The following is a 19,691-nucleotide window of genomic DNA, read 5'->3' as shown; positions in this document are numbered from 1 at the left end:
GCCGGCCGCCGCCGGCCCGTGAACGGTCGGCGGCCGATCGTCCGGCCGCCTCATCCGCGGACCCTGTGGAGGCCGGGTGAGCGGATGGCCGTCGGCGGACACCGTCAACATGATCACCCGCTGCCTGGACCTGGCCGGAGTGTTCGCCTGCGGGCTGCTCGGCGGGGTCGTGGCACGCGCCGAACGTTTCGACCTGTTCGGCTACCTCGTGATCGGCACGATCTCCGGGCTCGGCGGCGGCATCATCCGCGACACCCTCCTGCAGCACGGCACGCCCGTCGCCCTGACGGACCCGGCCTACCTGCCGACCGCGTTCGCGGGAGCCTTCGTCGCCTTCCTGGTCAATCTCCGCGAGGACCAGTGGAACCGGCTCTTCACCCCGCTGGACGCGGCCGTCATCTCGTTCTGGGCCGTGGCCGGCGCGCAGAAGACCCTGGCGGCCGGGCTCGGGTGGCTGCCCGCGGTGCTGCTCGGGACGATCACCGCGGTCGGCGGAAGCGCGGTGCGTGACCTGCTGAGAGGCCGCGTGCCCGCCGTGTTCGGCGGAAACGCGCTGTACGCGTCGGTGGCCGTGGCGGTCGCCGGCGTGTTCGTCCTGTTCTCCTACCTGGATTCCCCCACGCTCGGGATGATCGCCGGAATCGTGCTCGGCCTGGCCTTCCGGATGGTCGCCCACCGCCGGGGCTGGCGCCTGCCCGGCGGCCTGCCGCTGGAACCCGGCACCGCGCTGCGGACCGTTCGGGTCAGGCCCCGGCGAGGCCGAGGCCGACGAGAGGGGAAGGACCCATGACCGCCGACGCCGTTCTGCCCGGGCTGGACGACATCCGCCCGCAGTTGGAGGACTTCTACAAGGACCTCCACGCTCACCCCGAGCTCGGGCTGGCGGAGCACCGGACGTCCGCCCGGGTGGCCGAGCGCCTGCGCGAGTGGGGCTACGAGGTGACGGACGGCGTCGGCGGCACCGGCGTCGTCGGCGTCCTCGGCAACGGTGACGGGCCCACCGTCCTGCTGCGGGCCGACATGGACGCGCTCCCTGTCAAGGAAGAGACCGGCCTTCCCTACGCCTCCGCCGTGACCGTCACCGATGACGACGGCCACCGGCGTCCCGTCATGCACGCCTGCGGCCACGACGTCCACGTCGCCTGCCTGCTGGGCTTCGCCCGGCTGATGGCGCGGGCGAAGGACACCTGGCACGGCACGCTGATCCCGCTCTTCCAGCCCTCCGAGGAGAACGCCGCCGGCGCCGGGGCGATGGTCGACGACGGCCTCACCGACATGATCCCCCGGCCGGACGTGGCGTTCGCGCAGCACGTCCTGCCGTACCCCGCCGGATACGTCGGCGTCCGCCCCGGCCCGTTCCTCTCGGCCGCCGACAACCTGCGCATCACGCTGTACGGGCGGGGCGGGCACGGGTCCATGCCGCAGGCCACCGTCGACCCCGTCGTCATGGCCGCCGTCTGCGTGCTGAGGCTCCAGACCGTCGTCTCCCGGGAACTGGCGGCCACCACCCCGGCCGTGGTGACCGTGGGCAGCGTCCAGGCCGGGGCGAGCCCCAACGTCATCCCGGACAGCGCCGTGCTGCTCATCAACGTCCGCACCTACGACGACGCCACGCGCGAACACGTCCTGGACGCCATCGAACGCTGCGTCAAGGGTGAGGCGACGGCCTCGAACGCGCCGCGCGAACCGCGGATCGAGCACCTCGCCGGCTTCCCCCCGACCGTCAACGACGACGCGGTGACCCGCCGCCTCGCCCGCGCCTTCGCCGACCGTTTCGGCGACGACTTCCACACCATCGACCTGCAGACGGCCAGCGAGGACTTCAGCGAGATCCCCGATGCCCTCGGCACCCCGTTCGCCTACTGGGGCATCGGAGGCATCGACCCCAGCGCGTACGCGCAGGCGGCCGCACGAGGCAGCGTCCAGCAGGACGTGCCCGTCAACCATTCCTCCACGTTCGCGCCGGTCATCCAGCCCACACTGGACACCGGCGTCACAGCCCTCGCCGTCGCCGCACTCGAATGGCTCGGTGCTTCAGTGCGCTGACCGCGCGCGCTAGCGTCGGGACAATGACCAGTGCACAGCTGCTCACCGACGCGTTCGGCCGGATCCGCGAGGTGGTCCACCAGGCCGTCGACGGGCTCTCACCTCAGCAGCTGGCCTACCGGGCCGGCGAGAACGCCAATTCGATCGCCTGGCTGGTGTGGCATCTCACCCGGATCCAGGACAACCACATCGCCGACGTCGCGGGCCTCCCGCAGGTGTGGACGTCCAAGGGCTGGGCCGCAAGGTTCGGCCTGCCCTTCGACGCCGCCGACACGGGCTACGGGCACAGCAGTGACCAGGTCGCGGCCGTCCAGGTCGAGTCGGGGGAACTGCTCACCGGGTACCACGACGCCGTGTACCAGCAGACGATCTCCTACGTCGAGACGCTCACCGACGACGACCTGCCGCTTGTCGTGGACCGTTCCTGGGACCCGCCCGTCACGCTGGCCGTGCGGCTGGTCAGCGTCATCTCCGACGACCTCCAGCACGCCGGACAGGCCGCCTTCGTCCGGGGGCTGCTCTAGCGCCGCCGAAAATGTCGGTGCCGTAGGGCACGCTGTCCGGCGGAGGGGGCAGCGGATGACCATACATGTCGTGAGCAGGCGCCGGGCCAGGGCTTCGATCGAGGCGGTGTATCCGGGCGCGCGGATCGTGGACGTCACCTCTCGCGCCGACGAGCCGTGGGTGCGGCTGAGCCCCTTCTACCCGCACGGCGGCATTCCCGTGCCGTTCACTCCGGGGGTGACCGCCCAGTCGGTCGAGGGGATCTGGCAGGCCCTCAAGGTCTTCGCGGACGAGGACGTCGACCCCGCCAAGCTGCACGTCACCTCGATGCGGGGGCTCAAGCGGACGGTTCGCCGGCACGGGCCCGTCCTCGGCCACCGCCGGGGCCTCGAAGGGACGGTGCTGCTGCCGTACGAGCGGGCCCGCCGGGAGATATACCTTCCGGCCTACCGGTGGGTCCTGGAGCGCCGCGTCGCCGATCTGGTCGCCGAACTGGGCCGCCTCGGATCCGAGGGCGATGTCGTCCTGCTCGACTACGGCACCAACGACGACGTGAGTGACCTGTCCAGCCCGCTGTCACACGCCGGTCTCGTCCGCCGTCACGTCGAGGGGCGCTGGCCGGGCTCGTAGCGCGTCTTTCAGAGGCCGGCGGCGTAGAGAAGGTCGCGGACGGCGGGGACGGTTTCGCGGGCGCTGTGCCAGACGAGGCGCAGGCTCAGGTCGGGGGCGTCCAGGGGCAGCCGGGCGAGCGTGCCGGACGCCAGCGCGGCCGACACCGCGAACTCCGGCAGCAGGGCGACGCCGAGGCCCTGTTCGGCCCAGGCGCGCATGATCGGGACGCCGCCGACCCGGACGCGTTCGGGGCCGGGCCCGATGATCCTGTCGGCGGCCATCCAGAACGAGCAGGCCGGCACGTTCACCAGCAGGCGTTCGCCGGTCAGGTCGTCGGGCACGACGCGCGAGGCCCCGCGCAGCCGGTGGCCGGGGGCCGCGACCAGGGCGAGCGGAACGGCGTCGACGTCCAGGAACGCCAGCGGCTCGGGCGGGGACGGGAAGCCGAGGTCGCCCAGGGCGGCGCCGGTGTCCAGCAGCAGCGCCGCGTCCAGGCGTCCGGCGGTCACGTCGGCGAGCAGGTCGTCGCGGCTCGCACCGGGGTGCACGTCCACGCGCAGGCCGGGGCGGCGTTCCGCGAGCCTGGCCAGCACGCGCGGCACGTGCGTGGCGGCGATGGTCTCCAGGGCGCCGAGCCGGAGCCGCTGGGAGGCGCCGGTCACCTCGCGGCGCGCCTGCTCGGCCTGGTCCAGCAGGCGGCGGGCCCAGCCCAGCAGGCGTTCGCCCGGCCCGGTCAGCCGCATGCCCTTGGGCGTGCGTTCGAACAGCGCCACTCCCAGCGACCTCTCCAGGGTGCGGATCTGCTCGGAGACACTGGACGGCGCCATGCCCAGGGCGTTGGCGGCGTCGGTCACCGTCCGGTGCCGCACGACGGCCTCGAACGTCCGCAACTGGCGCAGCTCCATGCCCTCGACCAACCCGCGGCGCGCGTTCGGAAATTCCGAACGCGGCGTGCGGGCGGGCCGGTGGAGGTTCCCCGGCGCCGGCCCGACAGTGGCGCCATGACCACTGTTCACCTTCCGACCGAGCGGGAGCCGGCGGTGTGGCCCAGGCGGCCGTTCGTGCTGCTGGGGATCTCGCTCGGCTACTTCATGGTGCTCCTGGACATGACCGTGCTGTCGGTCGCCGAGCCCGACCTGGCCGCCTCGCTGCACACCTCGATCGCCGGGCTGCAGTGGGCCACCACCGGGTACACGGTGACGTTCGGCGCGCTGCTGCTGTCGGCCGGGGCCGTCGCCGACCGGTACGGGGCGCACCGGGTGTTCCGCGCCGGCGTCGCCGTCTTCGGGGGCGCCTCGCTGCTGTCGGCGTTCGCCCCGACGCTGCCGGCCTTGGTCGGGCTGCGCGCCGTGCTCGGCGTCGCGGCGGCGGCGTGCGTGCCCGCCTCGATGTCGCTGATCGCGCGGCTGTATCCGGACCCCGCCGGGCGCGCCCGCGCCGTGGCGAGCTGGGCGGCCGTCAGCGGCGCCGCGGTCGCCGCCGGACCGGTCGCCGGAGGCGTCCTGGTCGATCTGGCGGGCTGGCGCGCCATCTTCCTGATCAACGTGCCCCTGGCGCTGCTGGTGCTCGCGCTGACCGCGGGACGGGCGGTCCGCTGCCCGCGCGGCGACCGGCGGATCGACTGGACGGCGCAGCTCGCGGCGTGCGCGGTGCCGGCCCTGCTGACCGACGCGCTCATCGCGGCGGGCGCGCGCTCCTGGGCGCACGCGGCCGGGTCGGCGGCGGCCGCGGTGCCGGCGGCGGCCGTGTTCGCGGTACTGGAACGGCGCAGTGCGGCGCCGGTGCTGCACCGGCCGCTCCTGCGCGGCCGCGGCGTGCGCGCGGGGCTGTTGGCGGGCGCGGCGGTGAACTTCGCGCTCAACGGGAACCTGTTCGTCCTGCCGCTGCTGTTCCAGCAGGACCGGCACCTCGGCGCGGCCGCCAGCGGCCTGGCGTTCCTGCCGCTCACCCTGCCGTTCGCGCTGGTCCCGCCGGTGGCCGGCCGGATCGTGGCGCGCGTCGGCCCCCGCCCCCCGATCCTGGCGGGGCTGACGTCGCTGGCGGCGGGCTGTGCCGTGCTGGGCTGGGCGGCCCGGGCCGGGGCGGGATACCCCTGGCTGGCATCCGGGCTGCTGCTGGCCGGATTCGGCGTGTCGTTCGTCCTGCCCGCTCTGGTGTCCGCCGTGATCGCCGCCGCGCCGCAGGGCACGGCCGGGGCCGCCGGGGGGCTGCTGAACGCCGTCCGGCAGATGGGCGCCACGCTCGGCGTCGCCGCCATGGGCGCCTGCGTGGGGCCGGACGCGGAAACGACGTGGGCGCTGCTGCTGGCGGCCGCCGTGTGCGCCGCCGCCGCGGTGGCGTTCGGCCGCGGCGCCGCGCGGTGACCGGACGCGGCGGGCGGGGCGGGATCACGGCCTACACCTCCGTGATCTCGGCACCCGCCCGCGCGGCCGGGGTCAGGGCGTCAGGCGTCGCCGCCGGTGTTGCTCTCGGCGGTCTGCACGCCGCCCGCGAACACCGAGGCCACGTCGTCGTTCAGCCGGTAGCGCTCGATGGCCTGCTGCAGCGTCTCCGGCTTGACCTCGCCCTGCCGGGCCAGCCGGGTCAGCACGGCGAGCACGATGGACGCCGCGTCGACGTGGAAGAAGCGGCGGGCGGCGGCGCGGGTGTCGGAGAAGCCGAACCCGTCGGTGCCGAGCGAGAGGAAGTCGCCGGGCACCCACGGCGCGATCTGGTCGGGGACGGCGCGCATGTAGTCCGACACCGCCACGATCGGGCCGGGCGCGTTCTCCAGCACGCGCGTCACGTACGGGACGCGCTGGTCGGCCTCGGGGTGCAGCAGGTTCCACTCGTCGCAGGAGCGGGCCTCACGGGCCAGCTCGTTCCACGAGGTGGCCGACCACACGTCGGCGGCCACGCCCCAGTCCTCGGCCAGCAGCCGCTGCGCCTCCAGGGCCCAGCGCCCGCCCACGCCGGACGCCAGGATCTGCGCCCGCGGCGCCTCGGCCCCGTTGCCCGCCCGCGGCGCCTCGCGGTACCGGTACAGGCCCTTGAGCAGGCCCTCGACGTCCAGGTCGTCCGGCTCGGCGGGCTGCTGGTACGGCTCGTTGTAGACGGTGAGGTAGTAGAAGACGTCCTCGCCGTGCGGGTGCTCGTCGGACGAGCCGTACATGCGGCGCAGCCCGTCCCGCACGATGTGCGCCAGCTCGAACGCCCACGTCGGGTCGTAGTGCACGCAGGCGGGGTTGGACGCGGCCAGCAGCGGGGAGTGGCCGTCGGCGTGCTGCAGGCCCTCGCCGGTGAGCGTGGTGCGGCCCGCCGTGGCGCCCAGCAGGAAGCCGCGGCCCATCTGGTCGCCCAGCGCCCACATCTGGTCGCCGGTCCGCTGGAACCCGAACATCGAGTAGAAGATGTAGACGGGGATCATGTGCTCGCCGTGCGTGGCGTAGGAGGTGCCCGCGGCGATCGTCGAGGCCATCGACCCGGCCTCGCTGATGCCCTCGTGCAGCATCTGCCCCTGCTCGGACTCCTTGTACGACAGCAGCAGCTTGCGGTCGACGGCCTCGTAGGTCTGCCCGTGCGGCGAGTAGATCTTGGACGTGGGGAACAGCGAGTCCATGCCGAACGTGCGGTACTCGTCCGGGGCGATCGGGACGAACCGGGCGCCGATGTTCTCGTCCTTGATCAGGTCCTTGAGCAGCCGGACGAACGCCATGGTGGTGGCGACGTTCTGCTTGCCCGAGCCCTTCTTCAGCGACGCGTACACCGGGTCGCCGGGCAGCTTCAGCGGCTTGGCGCGCACCACCCGCCTGGGCAGGAACCCGCCGAGCGCCGCCCGCCGCTCGCGCATGTACTCGATCTCGTCGGAGTCCTCGCCCGGGTGGTAGTACGGCGGCAGGTCCGCCTCCAGCGCCGAGTCGGGGATGTCCAGGTAGAGCCGGTCGCGGAACTCCTTGAGCTCGGCCTTGGTGAGCTTCTTCATCTGGTGGGTGGCGTTGCGGGCCTCGAAGTCGGGGCCGAGCGTCCATCCCTTGATGGTGTGCGCGAGGATCACCGTGGGCTGGCCGACGTGCTCGCGGGCCGCCTTGAACGCCGCGTACACCTTGCGGTAGTCGTGCCCGCCGCGCGACAGGCGGCGCAGGTCGTCGTCCGACAGGTGCTCGACCATCTTGCGCAGCCGCGGGTCGTCGCCGAAGAAGTGCTCGCGGATGTAGGCGCCGGACTCGACCGAGTAGGTCTGGAACTGCCCGTCCGGCGTGGTGTTCATCTTGTTGACCAGCACGCCGTCGACGTCCTGGGCCAGCAGCGGGTCCCAGTCGCGGCCCCAGATCACCTTGATGACGTTCCAGCCCGCGCCGCGGAAGAACGACTCCAGCTCCTGGATGATCTTGCCGTTGCCGCGCACCGGGCCGTCCAGCTGCTGCAGGTTGCAGTTGACGACGAAGGTGAGGTTGTCCAGCTCCTCGCGCGCGGCCAGGCCGATGGCGCCCAGCGACTCCGGCTCGCCCATCTCGCCGTCGCCGAGGAAGGCCCACACGTGCGACCGGGACGTGTCCTTGATCTTGCGGTTGTACAGGTAGCGGTTGAAGCGGGCCTGGTAGACCGCGTCGATCGCGGTCAGCCCCATCGAGACCGTGGGGAACTCCCAGAAGTCGGGCATCAGCCGCGGGTGCGGGTACGACGACAGCCCGCCGCCCGGGTGTGAGATCTCCTGGCGGAACCCGTCCAGCTTGTCCTGCGGCAGCCGCCCCTCCAGGTAGGCGCGGGCGTAGATGCCGGGCGCCGCGTGCCCCTGGATGAACACCTGGTCGCCGGACTCGCCGTGGTCCTTGCCGCGGAAGAAGTGGTTGAACCCGACCTCGTAGAGCGACGCGGCCGAGGCGTAGGTGGCGATGTGTCCGCCGACGCCCAGCTCCGGCCGGTTGGCCCGGGACACCATGATCGCGGCGTTCCACCGGATGTAGGCCCGGATGCGCCGCTCGATGTGCTCGTCGCCGGGGAACCAGGGCTCGTGCTCCGGCGGGATCGTGTTGATGAAGTCGGTACTGCGCAGGCCGGGGACGCCGACCTGCTGCTCGCGGGCGCGTTCCAGCAGGCGCAGCATCACGTAGCGCGCGCGGCCCTTGCCCTCGGTCTTGATGACCGTGTCCAGCGACTCCAGCCACTCCCGGGTCTCGTCCGGGTTGATGTCCGGCAGCTGGCTCGGCAGGCCGTCGCTGATGATCGAAAAGCGTTGACGTCCGGTAGCCACGGGGTCCCCTCTGTGCCGTACCGTCTCGCGACTGTTCGTCGCCGGTTTCGTGATCCATCGTCGCCCCTCGGGGCGGCCATCGCATCTCTACCAGTCAGTAACTATTTTCCCCGGTCACGACGGGTGTCAGGGTCTTTGGTGGGGCGATTTGCCCGATTTCCTGGAGCGTCCGCGCCGCCTCCCGGCGGGACGCCGGCGCCCAGGAAGGTATGAATCCACAACCAGGGTATGAACGCCCGGACAGGACCCGTACGACCAGCAAGATCGCATGTGCCTGGGGGTGTGATGAAGGCATCGGTCGGAGATCGACTGCACGTGCACGCCAAGCTCGTGGGCCAGCCGGACCGGGTGGGAGAGATCATCGAGGTCCGCGGCCCCGACGGCGGCCCGCCGTACGTCGTGCGCTTCGAGGACGGACACGAGGGTCTCTGCTTCCCGGGGCCCGACGCCGTGATCGAACCGGCGAAGGCCGCCGCCAAGCACTGACCGCACCGGCGCCGATGGCGCCCCCAGGGGTCGTCATCGGCGCCCTTTCCCCAGGCGGCCGCGTCCCACGCCGCATCCCCGCACCCCTTGGCCGTGGCGGGGCGCTGGGATCGCGCGCCGGCCCCGTCCGCCGATCAATCTCCACACCCTGTAGTCATAACCACAGTGCGTAATCGCAATCACGAGTGGCCGGCCGCCGTGCGGCGGCCCTGGGACGGCTGTGCGCGCGGCCCGAGTGCAGGTGCCGGGGCGGCGGCTCGGCCGAGCGCTGCGCGGCGCGGCCGGAGCCGGTCATTTCCGGGCGGGGACGCTGGCCAGTTGCGGTCTCGGCGCGCCCGGCCGGGCGATCACGCATCGGGGTCCGGGGATGGGGTAAACAAGCGGGTCATGAAGAGCGTCGTGGTGCGGGTGACCACTGGGAACCGGGACGTCGTGCACGACATCACCGCCGAGTGCGAACGGTTCGCCGCCGAGGCGGGCGAGGACGGGTTGCTGCACGTCTTCGTGCCGCACGCCACCGCGGGGGTGGCGCTGATCGAGCTGGGCTCGGGCAGCGACGACGACCTGCTGGCCGCGCTCGGCGACCTGCTGCCGGCCGACGACCGGTGGCGGCACGCGCACGGCTCGCGCGGTCACGGGCGGTCCCACGTGATGCCCGCGATCGTGCCGCCGTACGCGACGATCCCCGTCGTGGGCGGGCGGCTGGCCCTCGGAACCTGGCAGTCGGTGGCGCTCGTCGACCTCAACGTCGACAATCCCGAGCGGCAGGTCCGGCTGTCCTTCCTTGCGGGCTGAGCATGGATTGTTACGCTCGGTGGGTGTCCAGTGACCAGCCCGGCGGCGTTCCCGCCAATGAGCCCACCAAATGCCGGGAAGACACTTGCGCTAGGGCCCCTCACTTGTGTGGACTGTCCCGCAAACACCGCAGCGGTGTCAGACTCGGACACGTGAAATGTGCCGCGCCCCCGCGCCCCGGCCGGTGCGCAGGGGCCTCCGCTCGGGGGCCGGGAACGGCGCCGCGCGGGCTATCGACCATGGGAGGACTTTCGTGAGCGCGACCGCGGGTCAGGCGCAGACTGAGCGCAGCCTGGCCGAACGGCTCGGCTTCAAGCCGGACCAGGTGGTGCAGGAGATCGGTTTCGACGACGACGTCGACGAGGAGCTGCGTTCCTCCGTCGAGGCGGTCACGGGGAACGAGCTGGTCGACGAGGACTACGGAGACGTGGTCGACGTCGTGCTGCTGTGGTGGCGGGAGGACGACGGCGACCTGTTCGACGGACTCACCGACGCGCAGGTCCCGCTCACCGACGGGGGATACATCTGGCTGCTCACGCCGAAGGCGGGCCGTGAGGGGCATGTGGAGCCCAGCGACATCGGCGAGGCCGCCCGCAGCGCCGGCCTGACCCAGACCAAGAGCGTCAGCGCCGCCAGGGAGTGGTCCGGCACCCGACTGGTGCCGCCGAAGGCGCGCAAGTAGCCCGGCCGCGGGCGACCGCCGCCCGCCCGGCGTGACCCGCCCGGCCGCGGCGCCGGTGAGAGCTGCGCCACGACGACGACCGCGCGGCCCCACTTCCATCGTGCCGTGCGGCCGGGGTGAGCGGGGCGGGGCGGCCGCCGGGCCTCCCGCCGGCGACGGGAGATGGCAGACTGGGCCGCGTCGCGCCGTGGTGCGCGCGCACGTCCCCGTGACCGCGGGGACGAGGAGTTCCCCGCCGTGGCGGGGCGATCCGCGGGAGAGGCATGGCGGTTGAGGTTGGCGGCAGCGCGCCGGACTTCGAGCTGAAGGACCAGCACGGAACCCCGGTGAAGCTGTCGGACTACCGGGGCCGGAAGAACGTCGTCCTGGTGTTCTACCCCCTGGCGTTCAGCGGCGTGTGCACGGGCGAGCTGTGCACGATCCGCGACGAGCTGCCCACGCTGGGCGGTGACGACGTCCAGGTGCTGGCGGTGTCGGTCGACTCGATGTTCTCGCTGCGGGCCTGGTCCGAGCAGGAGAAGTACCAGTTCCCGCTGCTGGCGGACTTCTGGCCGCACGGCGGGGTGGCGCGCAGCTACGGGGTGTTCGACGAGGAGCGCGGCGTGGCGCTGCGCGGCACGTTCATCATCGACACCGAGGGCGTCGTCCGCTGGAAGGTCGTCAACGCGATCCCGGACGCGCGCGACATCGACGAGTACCGCAAGGCGCTCGCCGCGCTGTAGGTCGTCCAGGGCCGGGCCCGGCCGCACGCCGGCCGGGCCGGTCCGTACCCTTCGCACCCCTGGAGGTGTGATGCCCTGCTTCCGATGCGGGGCGCGGCAGACCGACCCCGTCCGCGGCGCGAGCCCGTGGAAGCGCGGGGTCCGGGCGGACCGCCAGGTGCTGATCTGCCCCCGCTGCCAGGCCGAACACGACTGGACGGCCGAACTCGACCGGTGTGACGCCTGCGGCTCCACCGTTCTGACGTGCCGCCTGGGCGAGGTGGAGTGCCGCGACTGCGGGCACACCCGCGAGGCCGTCCGCGACGACGAACGCCCCGGTGACCTGGTGCCGTCCGGCGGCGCCGGCCCGGCCGACGCCGGCCTGTCGCAAGAGGTCGCGGCGGCGCTGTCCCGCGTGCTCAAGCGCGGCCCCATCCGCTGACCACCCGGCCTCCGGCCAGTCCACCAGGCCGCCGCAGGCCGGTGAGGGAGGCCGGGAGGGCGTCCGGCGCCGAGGAAAGTGAACGCCCTCCCGGCGGCCGCGACCGCGCGGCCCGGAAGTCCGGGGCCTCCCCGCGCGTCGCGGAGCCCGTCCTCAGGCGGCCTGGCGGTTGTCGGCGTCCAGCAGGTGGTACAGCAGCAGCAGCTGGGTGATCGCCAGGGGATCGCTGGCGGTGCCGTCGGCCAGGCGGCCCAGGGCGTCGCGGTCGATGCTGCCGTCGCCCGCGCGCGGCCCCAGACGTTCCCAGATGGCCTTCTTGACGACCTGGGACTCTTCGGGGGACACGTAGCCGTGGACGTGCAGCGCGTCCACGGGACGGCCGTCGGTGTCGCGGCGCAGCCGCAGGTGCATGGCGGTCCCCGGCTCCTTGAGCACCCCGGCCAGCTCGGGATGGTCGATGGTGGGGCGCAGCAGCAGTTCGGCCGACAGGGGCGTGCCGGGCGGGTCGGCGCGTCCCGCGACGGGCGCGAAGCGCACCACGATGTCGGCCCAGCGGCGCTGCGGGCGGATGTAGGCGGCGCTCTCCGGCTCCCGGCGGTCGAGTTCGCCGCGCACCTGGTCGGGCGTGTAGCCGCGGTTGCGGCAGTCCCGGTCGACCTTCCAGCGGTGCCGCAGGTCCTCGGGCGGGTCGAGGTAGACGGTGATGTCGAAGCATGCCCGCGCCAGCCGGGTGTGCAGGGGGAGCAGACCCTCGACGATCACGAAGTCGCGCGGCCGGACCAGCTCGGGACGCACCAGCCGCCCGGTGGCGTGGTCGTACACGGGTTTGAGGATCGGCTCGCCCATCGACAGCAGTTGCAGGTGCTGCTCCATGATGTCGATGTGGTTGCAGTCGGGGTGCAGGGCGGTGAAGGGCTTGTCCCGGCGTTCGGCGCGGTCGTAGCGGTGGTAGTCGTCCACGCAGACGGCCGTCATCCGGTCGGCCCCCAGGCACCGCACCAGCCCCCGGGTGAGGGTCGTCTTGCCCGCCGCGCTGTCCCCGGCGATGGCGAGCATGACGGGTCGGCGGGCCGAGCCGCGCGCCCGCAGCATGTGCACGATCCGATGGGGCACCTGGCCTCCTCAGCGTCCCGCGGTGGTCGGTCGTGCTCGCGACGCTAGGCCGCCGTGCCTGCTCGCCGCGTCCCCCGATCAGGGGATTCACGGGGTGAAGCCCTTCCTACTGGCGGGTAGGCAGCGGCTTGTTATCTTTCCCGAATGGGGCCCATTCGCGTCGTCCTGGTCGACGACCACGAGATGATCCTCGCCGGGCTGAAGGCCATGCTGGCGGGCTTCGCCGGGCGCGTGCGCGTGGTCGGGCAGGCGGGCGGCGGGGCGGAGGCGACCCGGCTGGTCACCTCGCTGCGCCCGGACGTGGTGCTGCTGGACGTGCGGCTCGGCCCGGAGAGCGGCCTGGACCTGTGCCGCACGCTGACCCGCCAGGCGCCCGGCTCGCGCGTGGTGTTCCTGTCGGTGTACGACGACGAACAGTACGTGTTCGAGGCGTTGCGCGCGGGCGCCGGCGGCTACCTGCTCAAACGGGTCGACGGGCCGGAGCTGGTGCGGCGCCTGGAGGAGGTGGCGCAGGGCGAGACGGTCGTCGACCCGACGCTGGCGGGCCGGATGGCGGTCACCGCCGCCCGGCTGGGCCGCGGCGAGTTCTGGCCGGGCGCCGAGCGGGGGCTCACCCAGCGCGAGAGCGAGGTGCTGTCGCTGCTGGTCGGCGGGCTGTCCAACCGGGCGATCGCGGCGCGGCTGGTGCTGAGCGAGGAGACGGTCAAAAGTCATCTGCGCGGGCTTTACCGCAAGCTGGAGGTGACCGACCGGTCGGCGGCGATCGCCGTCGCCCTGCGCGAGGGGCTGTTCCGATGACGCGGCCGCCGCTGGAGCTGCTCGCCGCGCGCGGGACCGATCTGCTGGTGCGCGTGGTGACGGCGGCGTGCGCGGCCCGGGAGCTGCCGGAGCTGGCCGAGGAGCTGGCCGGGCTCGTGGTCCGGTCGGCCGAGGCGCTGACGTTCTGCGACGTGTACGTCCTGGACGAGGACGACCGGGCGCTGGAGGCCCCCGGCCGCCCGCGCGTGCCGCTGGGCGACGGCGACGCGGGCTGGGTGGCCGCCCACGGACGCGCCCGCCGGCACGCCGACGGACGGGGCGTCGCGATCCCCGTGCACGGCGACGACGCGACCACGATCGCCGTGGTGGACGTCCGGTCCGCCGGCCCCTGCCGGGAGGAGGACGTGGCGCTGGCGGCGGCGCTGGCCGTGCTGTTCGCGCCCGTCCTGTCGTCGTGCCGGCGGCTGCGCGCCGCCAAGGAACGCGAGCACGCCGCCGAACGGTTCGCCGAACGCGCCGTGGAGGTGCAGGAGGCCGAGCGGTCCCGGCTCAGCCGCGAGATCCACGACGGCATCGCCCAGCGGCTGGCCGGGCTCGGGTTCCACCTGTCGGCGGCCGAGCGGGCGCTGCCCGACCACCATCCCGAGGCCGCCGAGCAGATCGGCCTGGCCCGGCGGCTGTGCGAGCTGGCCGCCGCCGAGACCCGCGCCGCGATCGGCGGCCTGCGCCCGCCGGTGCTGGACGACCTGGGCCTGTCGGCGGCGCTGGCCACGCTGGCGCGCGAGGCGGGCGCGGCACGCCTGGACGTCACCGTCACGGTCACCGGGGAGCTGGAGAACGCGCTGCCCGACCACGTGCAGACCGCGCTGTACCGGATCGCGCAGGAGGCGGTGGGCAACTGCCTGCGGCACGCGTCCGCCACCTGCGTCGACCTGCTGCTGGAGCACGACCGGGACCGGGTGCGGCTGGCCGTCACCGACGACGGCGTGGGCTTCTCCATCCGGGACGTGTTCGCGCCCGGCCGCCGTCCCGGCTCCTACGGGCTGCGCGGCATGGCCGAACGCGCCGAGCTGCTCGGCGGCCGGGTGTCGGTGACCAGCCGCCCGGGCGGCGGCACGACGGTCGAGGCCGTCGTGCCGGTGCCGGCCTCCCGGCGCCGCGGCCCGGAGACCGGGCGCGGCGACGCGGAGGGAGTCAGCCTTCCCGCACGACGCGGAAGGTGATGCCCACCCGCACCAGCCGGTCGAGCAGCGCGTCGCCCATGGCCGCGGCGGGGGTGACCTGCCCCGACGTCTCCGGCAGGTCGTCGTGCGCCAGGCACAACGCCGACTCGGCGAGCATCTTGGCGGTCTCGTCGTAGCCGGGGTCGCCGCCCGCCACCTCGGTGACCACGCGTTCGCCGCCGCCCTCGCCGACGAACGTCAGCCGGAACCAGCTCTGGGCGCGCGTCTCGGGGGACGGGCCCTGGCCGGGGGCGCGCATCCGCAGCAGCAGCCTGCGCGTGGGCGGGAGCTGCGCCAGCGCCATGGCGGCCGTGGCGCCCGCCGCCATGCCGAGGACGGTGGGCAGCCGCCGCACCGCCAGGTACATGCCGAAGCTGAAGTCGGGGCCGTAACGGTCCAGCGCGGCGGCCGACCGGGACACGATGTCCGGGTCGATGGTCGGCATCGGCAGCGTCCAGCCCGAGCCGAGGCGGGTGTGCGGGACGGGCCGCTGCGACACGCGCACGCGGCGTCCGGCGGGCCACACCTCCGCGTGGCGGCGCTCGCGCCGGGCCCGCCACATGCCGGGCAGGTCGGAGAAGATCCCGATCGCCGAGTGCCAGGTGCCGCCGGATGGGTCGACCTTCACCCGGACGAACTCCTCCACCCGCACCGGCACGCCCTCGGGCAGGTGCTTGACGGTGAAGTAGACGCCCAGGTCGTGCGGGATGGAGTCGAAGCCGCAGGCGTGCACGATGCGGGCGCCGCTGTTGACCGCGTCCTCGTGGTGGCGGACGTACATGCGGTCGACGAACGTCGGCTCGCCGGTCAGGTCGAGGTAGTCGGTGCCCGCGCGGGCGCACGCGGCCACCAGCGGCTCCCCGTACCTGGCGTACGGACCCACCGTGGTGATCACCACGCGGGCGGACGTGGCGACGTCCCGCAGCGACGCCGCGTCGGTGGAGTCGGCGTGCAGCAGCGGCAGGTCCTTGCAGGCCGGGTCGATGGCCGCGAGACGGTCGCGCACCGCCTCCAGGCGGCCCCGGTCGCGGCCCGCCAGCGCCCAGCGGGTGCCCGGGGGAGCGTGCCCGGCCAGGTACTCGGCCGTCAGCCCGCCGGTGAACCCGGTGGCGCCGAACAGGACGATGTCGTACGGACGGTCGGCGGTCATGGTGACCCCTTCCCGTGGTGTCGGTTGCTGTGGCGGAGCATGAGTCGAATCCGATTCTGGCGCGCCGCCGCGAGGCGTTCACGGACCCTCAGGCGGGTGTCCAGCCCGGCGCGTCGGTCAGGTGGCGGACGAACAGGCGGGCCGTCGGGGTGAGGGTCGTCCCCGCCACGGCGTGCCAGGGACGGTCCAGCGGCATGCCGGGGGCGTCGACGACGACGAGCCGTCCGCCGGCCAGCTCGGCGCCGACGGCGTCCCGCGACACCAGCGCCACCCCCAGCCCCGCCGCCGCCCCGGCGATCACCGCGCCGTTCGAGCCCAGCACCAGGCGCGGCGGGGCGGCGGCGCGGTCGGCCAGGTACGCCTCGGCCGTCGCCCGCGTGCCCGACCCCGGCTCCCGCATCACCCACGGAGTGGTGCCCAGCGCGAACCCCGCCGCCACCGCGGGGGAGCCCACGACCACCAGCTCGTTGGGACGGCGGGCCAGGACCGTCGCCGGCACGCCCGCGGGCGGGCGTCCGGCCAGCACGAGGTCGGCCTGGTGGGCGGCGAGGCTGCCCCACACCTGGCGGCTCGGCCCCACCTCCAGGGCGACCTCGACGTCCGGCAGGCGCGCGCGGAACGAGGCCAGCAGCTCGGGCAGCAGCTGGTCGGCGGCGGTGGTCACGGCGGCCAGCCGCAGCGAACCGCGGGCCGGGTCGGCCGCGTCCCGGGCCGCGGCCCGTCCCTGCTCGAGCAGGCCGAGCACCTGACGGGCGTACGCGGCGTAGGCGGCGCCGGCCGGGGTCAGGCGCAGGCCCCGTCCGTCCCGCTCCACCAGCGGCACCCCCACCTCCCGGGACAGCGCCGCGACCGCCGCCGACACCGCCGACTCGGTGACGTACAGCCGCTGCGCCGCCGCCCGCACCGACCCGGTGTCCGCGACCGTCACGAACGACCGCAGCCGCGCCTCGGTCATCCCGCTCCCTCCCGCAGGTTCAAACGATCGGTTGATGGTCACCGCTGAAGACTTGATGGACATTGCAAGTATCGGCGCGGCAGGCTCGAATCGTCCACCCAACGCAGACCACGGACGGGAGCGGGCGATGAGCAGCGCGGACAGATGGTCGGCGGGCGTGATCCCGTACGCCGAGATGGGCTACTGGCGGCCCGACTACCAGCCCAGGGACACCGACGTGCTGGCGGCGTTCCGGATCACCCCCCAGCGCGGCGTGCCGCCGGAGGAGGCGGGCGCGGCCGTCGCGGGCGAGTCGTCCACCGCCACCTGGACCGTCGTGTGGACCGACCGGCTCACCAGCTACGACAACTACCAGGGCAAGTGCTACCGGGTGGAGGCCGTGCCCGGACGCGAGGGCGAGTTCATCGCCTACATCGCCTACGACCTCGACCTGTTCGAGGAAGGCTCGATCGCCAACCTGACCAGCTCCATCATCGGCAACGTCTTCGGGTTCAAGGCGCTCAGGGCGCTGCGGCTGGAGGACATGCGCATCCCCGCGCACTACGTCAAGACCTTCCAGGGGCCCGCGCACGGCATCGTCATGGAGCGCGAGTACCTGGGCAAGTTCGGCCGTCCCCTGCTCGGCGCCACCGTCAAGCCGAAGCTGGGCCTGTCGGCGCGCAACTACGGCCGGGTCGTGTACGAGGCGCTGCGCGGCGGCCTGGACTTCACCAAGGACGACGAGAACATCAACTCCCAGCCGTTCATGCGCTGGCGCGACCGGTTCCTGTTCTGCATGGAGGCCGTCAACCGGGCGCAGGCCGCGACCGGCGAGGTCAAGGGCCACTACATGAACGTGACCGCCGCGACCATGGAGGACATGTACGAGCGGGCCGAGTTCGCCCGCGACCTCGGCAGCGTCATCGTCATGATCGACCTGACCGTCGGGTACACAGCGATCCAGTCGATGGCCAAGTGGGCGCGGCGCAACGGCGTCCTGCTGCACCTGCACCGCGCCGGGCACTCCACGTACACGCGGCAGAAGACGCACGGCGTCAGCTTCCGCGTGATCGCCAAGTGGATGCGGCTGGCCGGGGTCGACCACGTCCACGCCGGTACGGTCGTCGGCAAGCTGGAGGGCGACCCGGGCAGCGTCGCCGGGTTCTACGACACGCTGCGCCTGGACCGCGTCGAGGCCGACCCGCACAAGGGCCTGTACTTCGACCAGGAGTGGGCGTCCCTGCCGGGCACCATGCCCGTCGCGTCCGGCGGCATCCACGCCGGGCAGATGCACCAGCTGCTGCACCACCTCGGCGAGGACGTCGTCCTGCAGTTCGGCGGCGGCACCATCGGCCACCCCATGGGCATCGCCGCCGGCGCCACCGCCAACCGCGTCGCCCTCGAGGCGATGATCAAGGCGCGCAACGAGGGCCGCGACTTCCTCGCCGAGGGCCCCGACATCCTGCGCGCCGCCGCCAGGCACAGCCGCGAGCTGGACGTGGCGCTGTCCACCTGGGGCGACGTGACGTTCACGTTCGAGTCCACCGACACCCCCGACGTCGTCGAGACCCCTGTGAGCATCTGATGCGCATCACCCAAGGCACCTTCTCCTACCTGCCCGACCTCACCGACGACGAGATCGCCGCGCAGGTCGCCTACGCCCTGGAACGCGGCTGGCCCTGCTCGGTCGAGTTCACCGACGACCCGCACCCCCGCAACACCTACTGGGAGATGTGGGGCCTGCCGATGTTCGACCTCACCGACCCCGCCGGGGTCGTCCACGAGGTCAACGAGTGCCGCAGGGCGTACCCGAACCACTACGTCCGCCTCAACGCCTACGACGCGGGCTACGGGCGGCAGACCACCGCGCTGTCGTTCATCGTGCAGCGCCCGGCGGACGAGCCGGGCTTCCGCGTCGACCGCGAGGAGACCAGCGACCGGCAGGTCCGCGTCCGCCTCCACCCGTACGCGCTCGACCGGCCCCAGGGGTCCCGCTACGTCTCCGCGGAGGGGTCGGATTGAGCGACAGACTCGGATTCGGCATGCGGCCGTCCGAGAACGGTTCCCCGGCGACTCCAACGCCGCCGGGCGCCGGGGAACCGTCGCCTCCTCAGGAGCCGCTGCCGCCGAACGCCCGCGTCGACCTGGTGGCCGAACGCGCCGAATCCCACGTCGACGACGTGCTGGACGCGCTCGACGCCGAACTGGTCGGCCTGGCCCCCGTCAAGAGCCGCATCCGGGAGATCGCCGCGCTGCTGCTGGTCGACCGGGCCCGCGCCCGCTTCGGCATCGGCACCGGCCGCCCCAACCTGCACATGTGCTTCACCGGCAGCCCCGGAACCGGCAAGACCACCGTCGCCATACGCCTGGCCGAACTGCTGCACCGCCTCGGCTACGTCCGCCGCGGCCACCTCGTCTCGGTCACCCGCGACGACCTCGTCGGCCAGTACGTCGGGCACACCGCCCCCAAGACCAAGGAGGTGCTCAAACGCGCCATGGGCGGCGTGCTGTTCATCGACGAGGCCTACTACCTCTACCGCGCCGAGAACGAACGCGACTACGGCCAGGAGGCCATCGAAATACTCCTCCAGGTGATGGAGAACCAGCGCGACGACCTGGTGGTGGTCCTGGCCGGCTACAAGGACCGCATGGACTCCTTCTTCGCCTCCAACCCGGGCATGAGCTCCCGCATCGCCCACCACATCGACTTCCCCGACTACACGCCCCCGGAACTGGAGGCGATCGGGCACCTCATGCTGGAACGCGAGGGCTACGTCCTGTCCGCCGACGCCGTGCCCGTCTTCCGCGACTACCTCCAACGCCGCCGCGCCCAGCCCCGCTTCGCCAACGCCCGCTCCGTCCGCAACGCCATCGAACGCGCCCGGCTGCGCCACGCGGGCCGCCTCGTCGCCGCCGGCGGCACCGCCGGACGCGACGACCTGACCACGCTGCGTCCCGAGGACTTCCTCGCCAGCCGCGTTTTCCCGGCGCGAGAATGATCACGTGAGGGGACC

Annotated in this window: 20 protein-coding genes; 15 read left to right on the top strand and 5 right to left on the bottom strand. The window is 73.3% G+C overall.

Translation table 11 applies throughout. The features are described 5' to 3' along the window. Window positions 1-76: 76 nt before the first annotated feature. The 4 genes from ABD811_RS15125 (at window position 77) to ABD811_RS15110 (ending at window position 3,180) form a co-directional block, all read left to right on the top strand. The gene (locus ABD811_RS15125; protein WP_344947064.1) at window positions 77-790 is read left to right on the top strand and encodes a trimeric intracellular cation channel family protein; all 714 of its coding nucleotides are present in this window, start codon (window positions 77-79) and stop codon (window positions 788-790) included. Next, window positions 787-2,046 carry an amidohydrolase gene (locus ABD811_RS15120; RefSeq protein ID WP_344947061.1) on the top strand — a complete coding sequence of 420 codons (1,260 nt, stop codon included), beginning with the start codon at window positions 787-789 and terminating at the stop codon, window positions 2,044-2,046. The genes ABD811_RS15125 and ABD811_RS15120 overlap by 4 nt, the downstream gene beginning before the upstream one ends. Window positions 2,047-2,069: 23 nt before the next feature. Then, the gene (locus ABD811_RS15115; RefSeq protein WP_344947059.1) at window positions 2,070-2,570 is read left to right on the top strand and encodes a mycothiol transferase; all 501 of its coding nucleotides are present in this window, start codon (window positions 2,070-2,072) and stop codon (window positions 2,568-2,570) included. A 70-nt stretch (window positions 2,571-2,640) separates the two neighbouring features. After that, window positions 2,641-3,180, top strand: a complete 540-nt coding sequence (locus ABD811_RS15110) for a DUF6939 family protein (protein WP_344947056.1) — start codon at window positions 2,641-2,643, stop codon at window positions 3,178-3,180. A gap of 8 nt (window positions 3,181-3,188) precedes the next feature. On the opposite strand, the gene ABD811_RS15105 is transcribed toward ABD811_RS15110, so the two are convergent. After that, window positions 3,189-4,067, bottom strand: coding sequence for a LysR family transcriptional regulator (locus ABD811_RS15105; RefSeq protein ID WP_344947053.1), 879 nt, complete (start codon window positions 4,065-4,067; stop codon window positions 3,189-3,191). A gap of 96 nt (window positions 4,068-4,163) precedes the next feature. Between ABD811_RS15105 and ABD811_RS15100 the strand changes: the two genes are divergently transcribed. Further along, window positions 4,164-5,525 (top strand): MFS transporter, encoded by a 1,362-nt coding sequence (locus tag ABD811_RS15100; RefSeq protein ID WP_344947050.1) that lies wholly within the window; start codon window positions 4,164-4,166, stop codon window positions 5,523-5,525. 80 nt (window positions 5,526-5,605) lie between these two features. Here ABD811_RS15100 and aceE read toward each other — a convergent pair whose 3' ends face one another. Then, window positions 5,606-8,392: a pyruvate dehydrogenase (acetyl-transferring), homodimeric type gene (aceE, locus tag ABD811_RS15095; RefSeq protein WP_344947048.1), complete on the bottom strand. Its 2,787-nt coding sequence runs from the start codon at window positions 8,390-8,392 to the stop codon at window positions 5,606-5,608. Window positions 8,393-8,677: 285 nt separating this feature from the next. On the opposite strand from aceE, the gene ABD811_RS15090 reads away from it, so the two are divergent. From ABD811_RS15090 to ABD811_RS15070, 5 genes are all read left to right on the top strand, one after another. Beyond that, window positions 8,678-8,878 (top strand): DUF1918 domain-containing protein, encoded by a 201-nt coding sequence (locus tag ABD811_RS15090; RefSeq protein ID WP_344947045.1) that lies wholly within the window; start codon window positions 8,678-8,680, stop codon window positions 8,876-8,878. A 387-nt stretch (window positions 8,879-9,265) separates the two neighbouring features. After that, on the top strand, window positions 9,266-9,673 hold the full coding sequence (locus ABD811_RS15085; protein ID WP_344947043.1) for a secondary thiamine-phosphate synthase enzyme YjbQ: 408 nt from the start codon (window positions 9,266-9,268) through the stop codon (window positions 9,671-9,673). 253 nt (window positions 9,674-9,926) lie between these two features. After that, a complete protein-coding gene (locus tag ABD811_RS15080) occupies window positions 9,927-10,355 on the top strand; it encodes a DUF3052 domain-containing protein (protein ID WP_344947041.1) in 429 nt (142 codons plus the stop codon). 263 nt (window positions 10,356-10,618) lie between these two features. Continuing rightward, window positions 10,619-11,077, top strand: a complete 459-nt coding sequence (locus tag ABD811_RS15075) for a peroxiredoxin (RefSeq protein WP_344947039.1) — start codon at window positions 10,619-10,621, stop codon at window positions 11,075-11,077. A gap of 70 nt (window positions 11,078-11,147) precedes the next feature. Then, window positions 11,148-11,498: a hypothetical protein gene (locus ABD811_RS15070; RefSeq protein ID WP_344947036.1), complete on the top strand. Its 351-nt coding sequence runs from the start codon at window positions 11,148-11,150 to the stop codon at window positions 11,496-11,498. Between the two features lie 153 nt (window positions 11,499-11,651). Here ABD811_RS15070 and ABD811_RS15065 read toward each other — a convergent pair whose 3' ends face one another. Beyond that, window positions 11,652-12,611, bottom strand: coding sequence for a phosphoribulokinase (locus ABD811_RS15065; protein WP_344947033.1), 960 nt, complete (start codon window positions 12,609-12,611; stop codon window positions 11,652-11,654). 144 nt (window positions 12,612-12,755) lie between these two features. On the opposite strand from ABD811_RS15065, the gene ABD811_RS15060 reads away from it, so the two are divergent. After that, window positions 12,756-13,409: a response regulator gene (locus tag ABD811_RS15060; protein ID WP_344947030.1), complete on the top strand. Its 654-nt coding sequence runs from the start codon at window positions 12,756-12,758 to the stop codon at window positions 13,407-13,409. Continuing rightward, window positions 13,406-14,593 (top strand): GAF domain-containing sensor histidine kinase, encoded by a 1,188-nt coding sequence (locus ABD811_RS15055; protein ID WP_344947027.1) that lies wholly within the window; start codon window positions 13,406-13,408, stop codon window positions 14,591-14,593. The genes ABD811_RS15060 and ABD811_RS15055 overlap by 4 nt, the downstream gene beginning before the upstream one ends. Here the strand turns inward: ABD811_RS15055 and ABD811_RS15050 are convergent. Both ABD811_RS15050 and ABD811_RS15045 read right to left on the bottom strand, forming a co-directional pair. After that, entirely contained in the window at window positions 14,565-15,743 is a 1,179-nt protein-coding gene (locus ABD811_RS15050) for a saccharopine dehydrogenase family protein (protein ID WP_344947024.1), read from the bottom strand. The genes ABD811_RS15055 and ABD811_RS15050 overlap by 29 nt on opposite strands. An 88-nt stretch (window positions 15,744-15,831) precedes the next feature. Further along, complete coding sequence (locus ABD811_RS15045) at window positions 15,832-16,698, bottom strand: LysR substrate-binding domain-containing protein (protein ID WP_344947021.1); 867 nt, start codon at window positions 16,696-16,698, stop codon at window positions 15,832-15,834. A gap of 127 nt (window positions 16,699-16,825) precedes the next feature. On the opposite strand from ABD811_RS15045, the gene ABD811_RS15040 reads away from it, so the two are divergent. From ABD811_RS15040 to cbbX, 3 genes are read left to right on the top strand one after another with little or no spacing between them, the layout of a single operon-like run. Beyond that, a complete protein-coding gene (locus ABD811_RS15040) occupies window positions 16,826-18,262 on the top strand; it encodes a form I ribulose bisphosphate carboxylase large subunit (RefSeq protein ID WP_344947018.1) in 1,437 nt (478 codons plus the stop codon). After that, window positions 18,262-18,699 carry a ribulose bisphosphate carboxylase small subunit gene (locus ABD811_RS15035; RefSeq protein ID WP_344947015.1) on the top strand — a complete coding sequence of 146 codons (438 nt, stop codon included), beginning with the start codon at window positions 18,262-18,264 and terminating at the stop codon, window positions 18,697-18,699. Before ABD811_RS15040 ends, ABD811_RS15035 begins: the two co-directional genes overlap by 1 nt. Continuing rightward, the gene (gene cbbX, locus ABD811_RS15030; protein WP_344947012.1) at window positions 18,696-19,676 is read left to right on the top strand and encodes a CbbX protein; all 981 of its coding nucleotides are present in this window, start codon (window positions 18,696-18,698) and stop codon (window positions 19,674-19,676) included. Before ABD811_RS15035 ends, cbbX begins: the two co-directional genes overlap by 4 nt. Window positions 19,677-19,691: the final 15 nt, after the last annotated feature.

Source organism: Actinomadura miaoliensis, from assembly GCF_039536785.1.
Classification (GTDB): Bacteria; Actinomycetota; Actinomycetes; order Streptosporangiales; family Streptosporangiaceae; genus Spirillospora; species Spirillospora miaoliensis.
This window is presented reverse-complemented; position numbering and strand designations above follow the sequence as displayed.

Bases quoted from the DNA above. Each gene is read 5' to 3' on its own strand.
- ABD811_RS15120 (WP_344947061.1), top strand. From the start codon at position 787: ATGACCGCCGACGCCGTTCTGCCCGGGCTGGACGACATCCGCCCGCAG.
- ABD811_RS15115 (WP_344947059.1), top strand. From the start codon at position 2,070: ATGACCAGTGCACAGCTGCTCACCGACGCGTTCGGCCGGATCCGCGAG.
- ABD811_RS15105 (WP_344947053.1), bottom strand. From the start codon at position 4,067: ATGGAGCTGCGCCAGTTGCGGACGTTCGAGGCCGTCGTGCGGCACCGG.
- ABD811_RS15100 (WP_344947050.1), top strand. From the start codon at position 4,164: ATGACCACTGTTCACCTTCCGACCGAGCGGGAGCCGGCGGTGTGGCCC.
- ABD811_RS15090 (WP_344947045.1), top strand. From the start codon at position 8,678: ATGAAGGCATCGGTCGGAGATCGACTGCACGTGCACGCCAAGCTCGTG.
- ABD811_RS15085 (WP_344947043.1), top strand. From the start codon at position 9,266: ATGAAGAGCGTCGTGGTGCGGGTGACCACTGGGAACCGGGACGTCGTG.
- ABD811_RS15075 (WP_344947039.1), top strand. From the start codon at position 10,619: ATGGCGGTTGAGGTTGGCGGCAGCGCGCCGGACTTCGAGCTGAAGGAC.
- ABD811_RS15070 (WP_344947036.1), top strand. From the start codon at position 11,148: ATGCCCTGCTTCCGATGCGGGGCGCGGCAGACCGACCCCGTCCGCGGC.
- ABD811_RS15060 (WP_344947030.1), top strand. From the start codon at position 12,756: ATGGGGCCCATTCGCGTCGTCCTGGTCGACGACCACGAGATGATCCTC.
- ABD811_RS15055 (WP_344947027.1), top strand. From the start codon at position 13,406: ATGACGCGGCCGCCGCTGGAGCTGCTCGCCGCGCGCGGGACCGATCTG.
- ABD811_RS15050 (WP_344947024.1), bottom strand. From the start codon at position 15,743: ATGACCGCCGACCGTCCGTACGACATCGTCCTGTTCGGCGCCACCGGG.
- ABD811_RS15045 (WP_344947021.1), bottom strand. From the start codon at position 16,698: ATGACCGAGGCGCGGCTGCGGTCGTTCGTGACGGTCGCGGACACCGGG.
- ABD811_RS15040 (WP_344947018.1), top strand. From the start codon at position 16,826: ATGAGCAGCGCGGACAGATGGTCGGCGGGCGTGATCCCGTACGCCGAG.
- ABD811_RS15035 (WP_344947015.1), top strand. From the start codon at position 18,262: ATGCGCATCACCCAAGGCACCTTCTCCTACCTGCCCGACCTCACCGAC.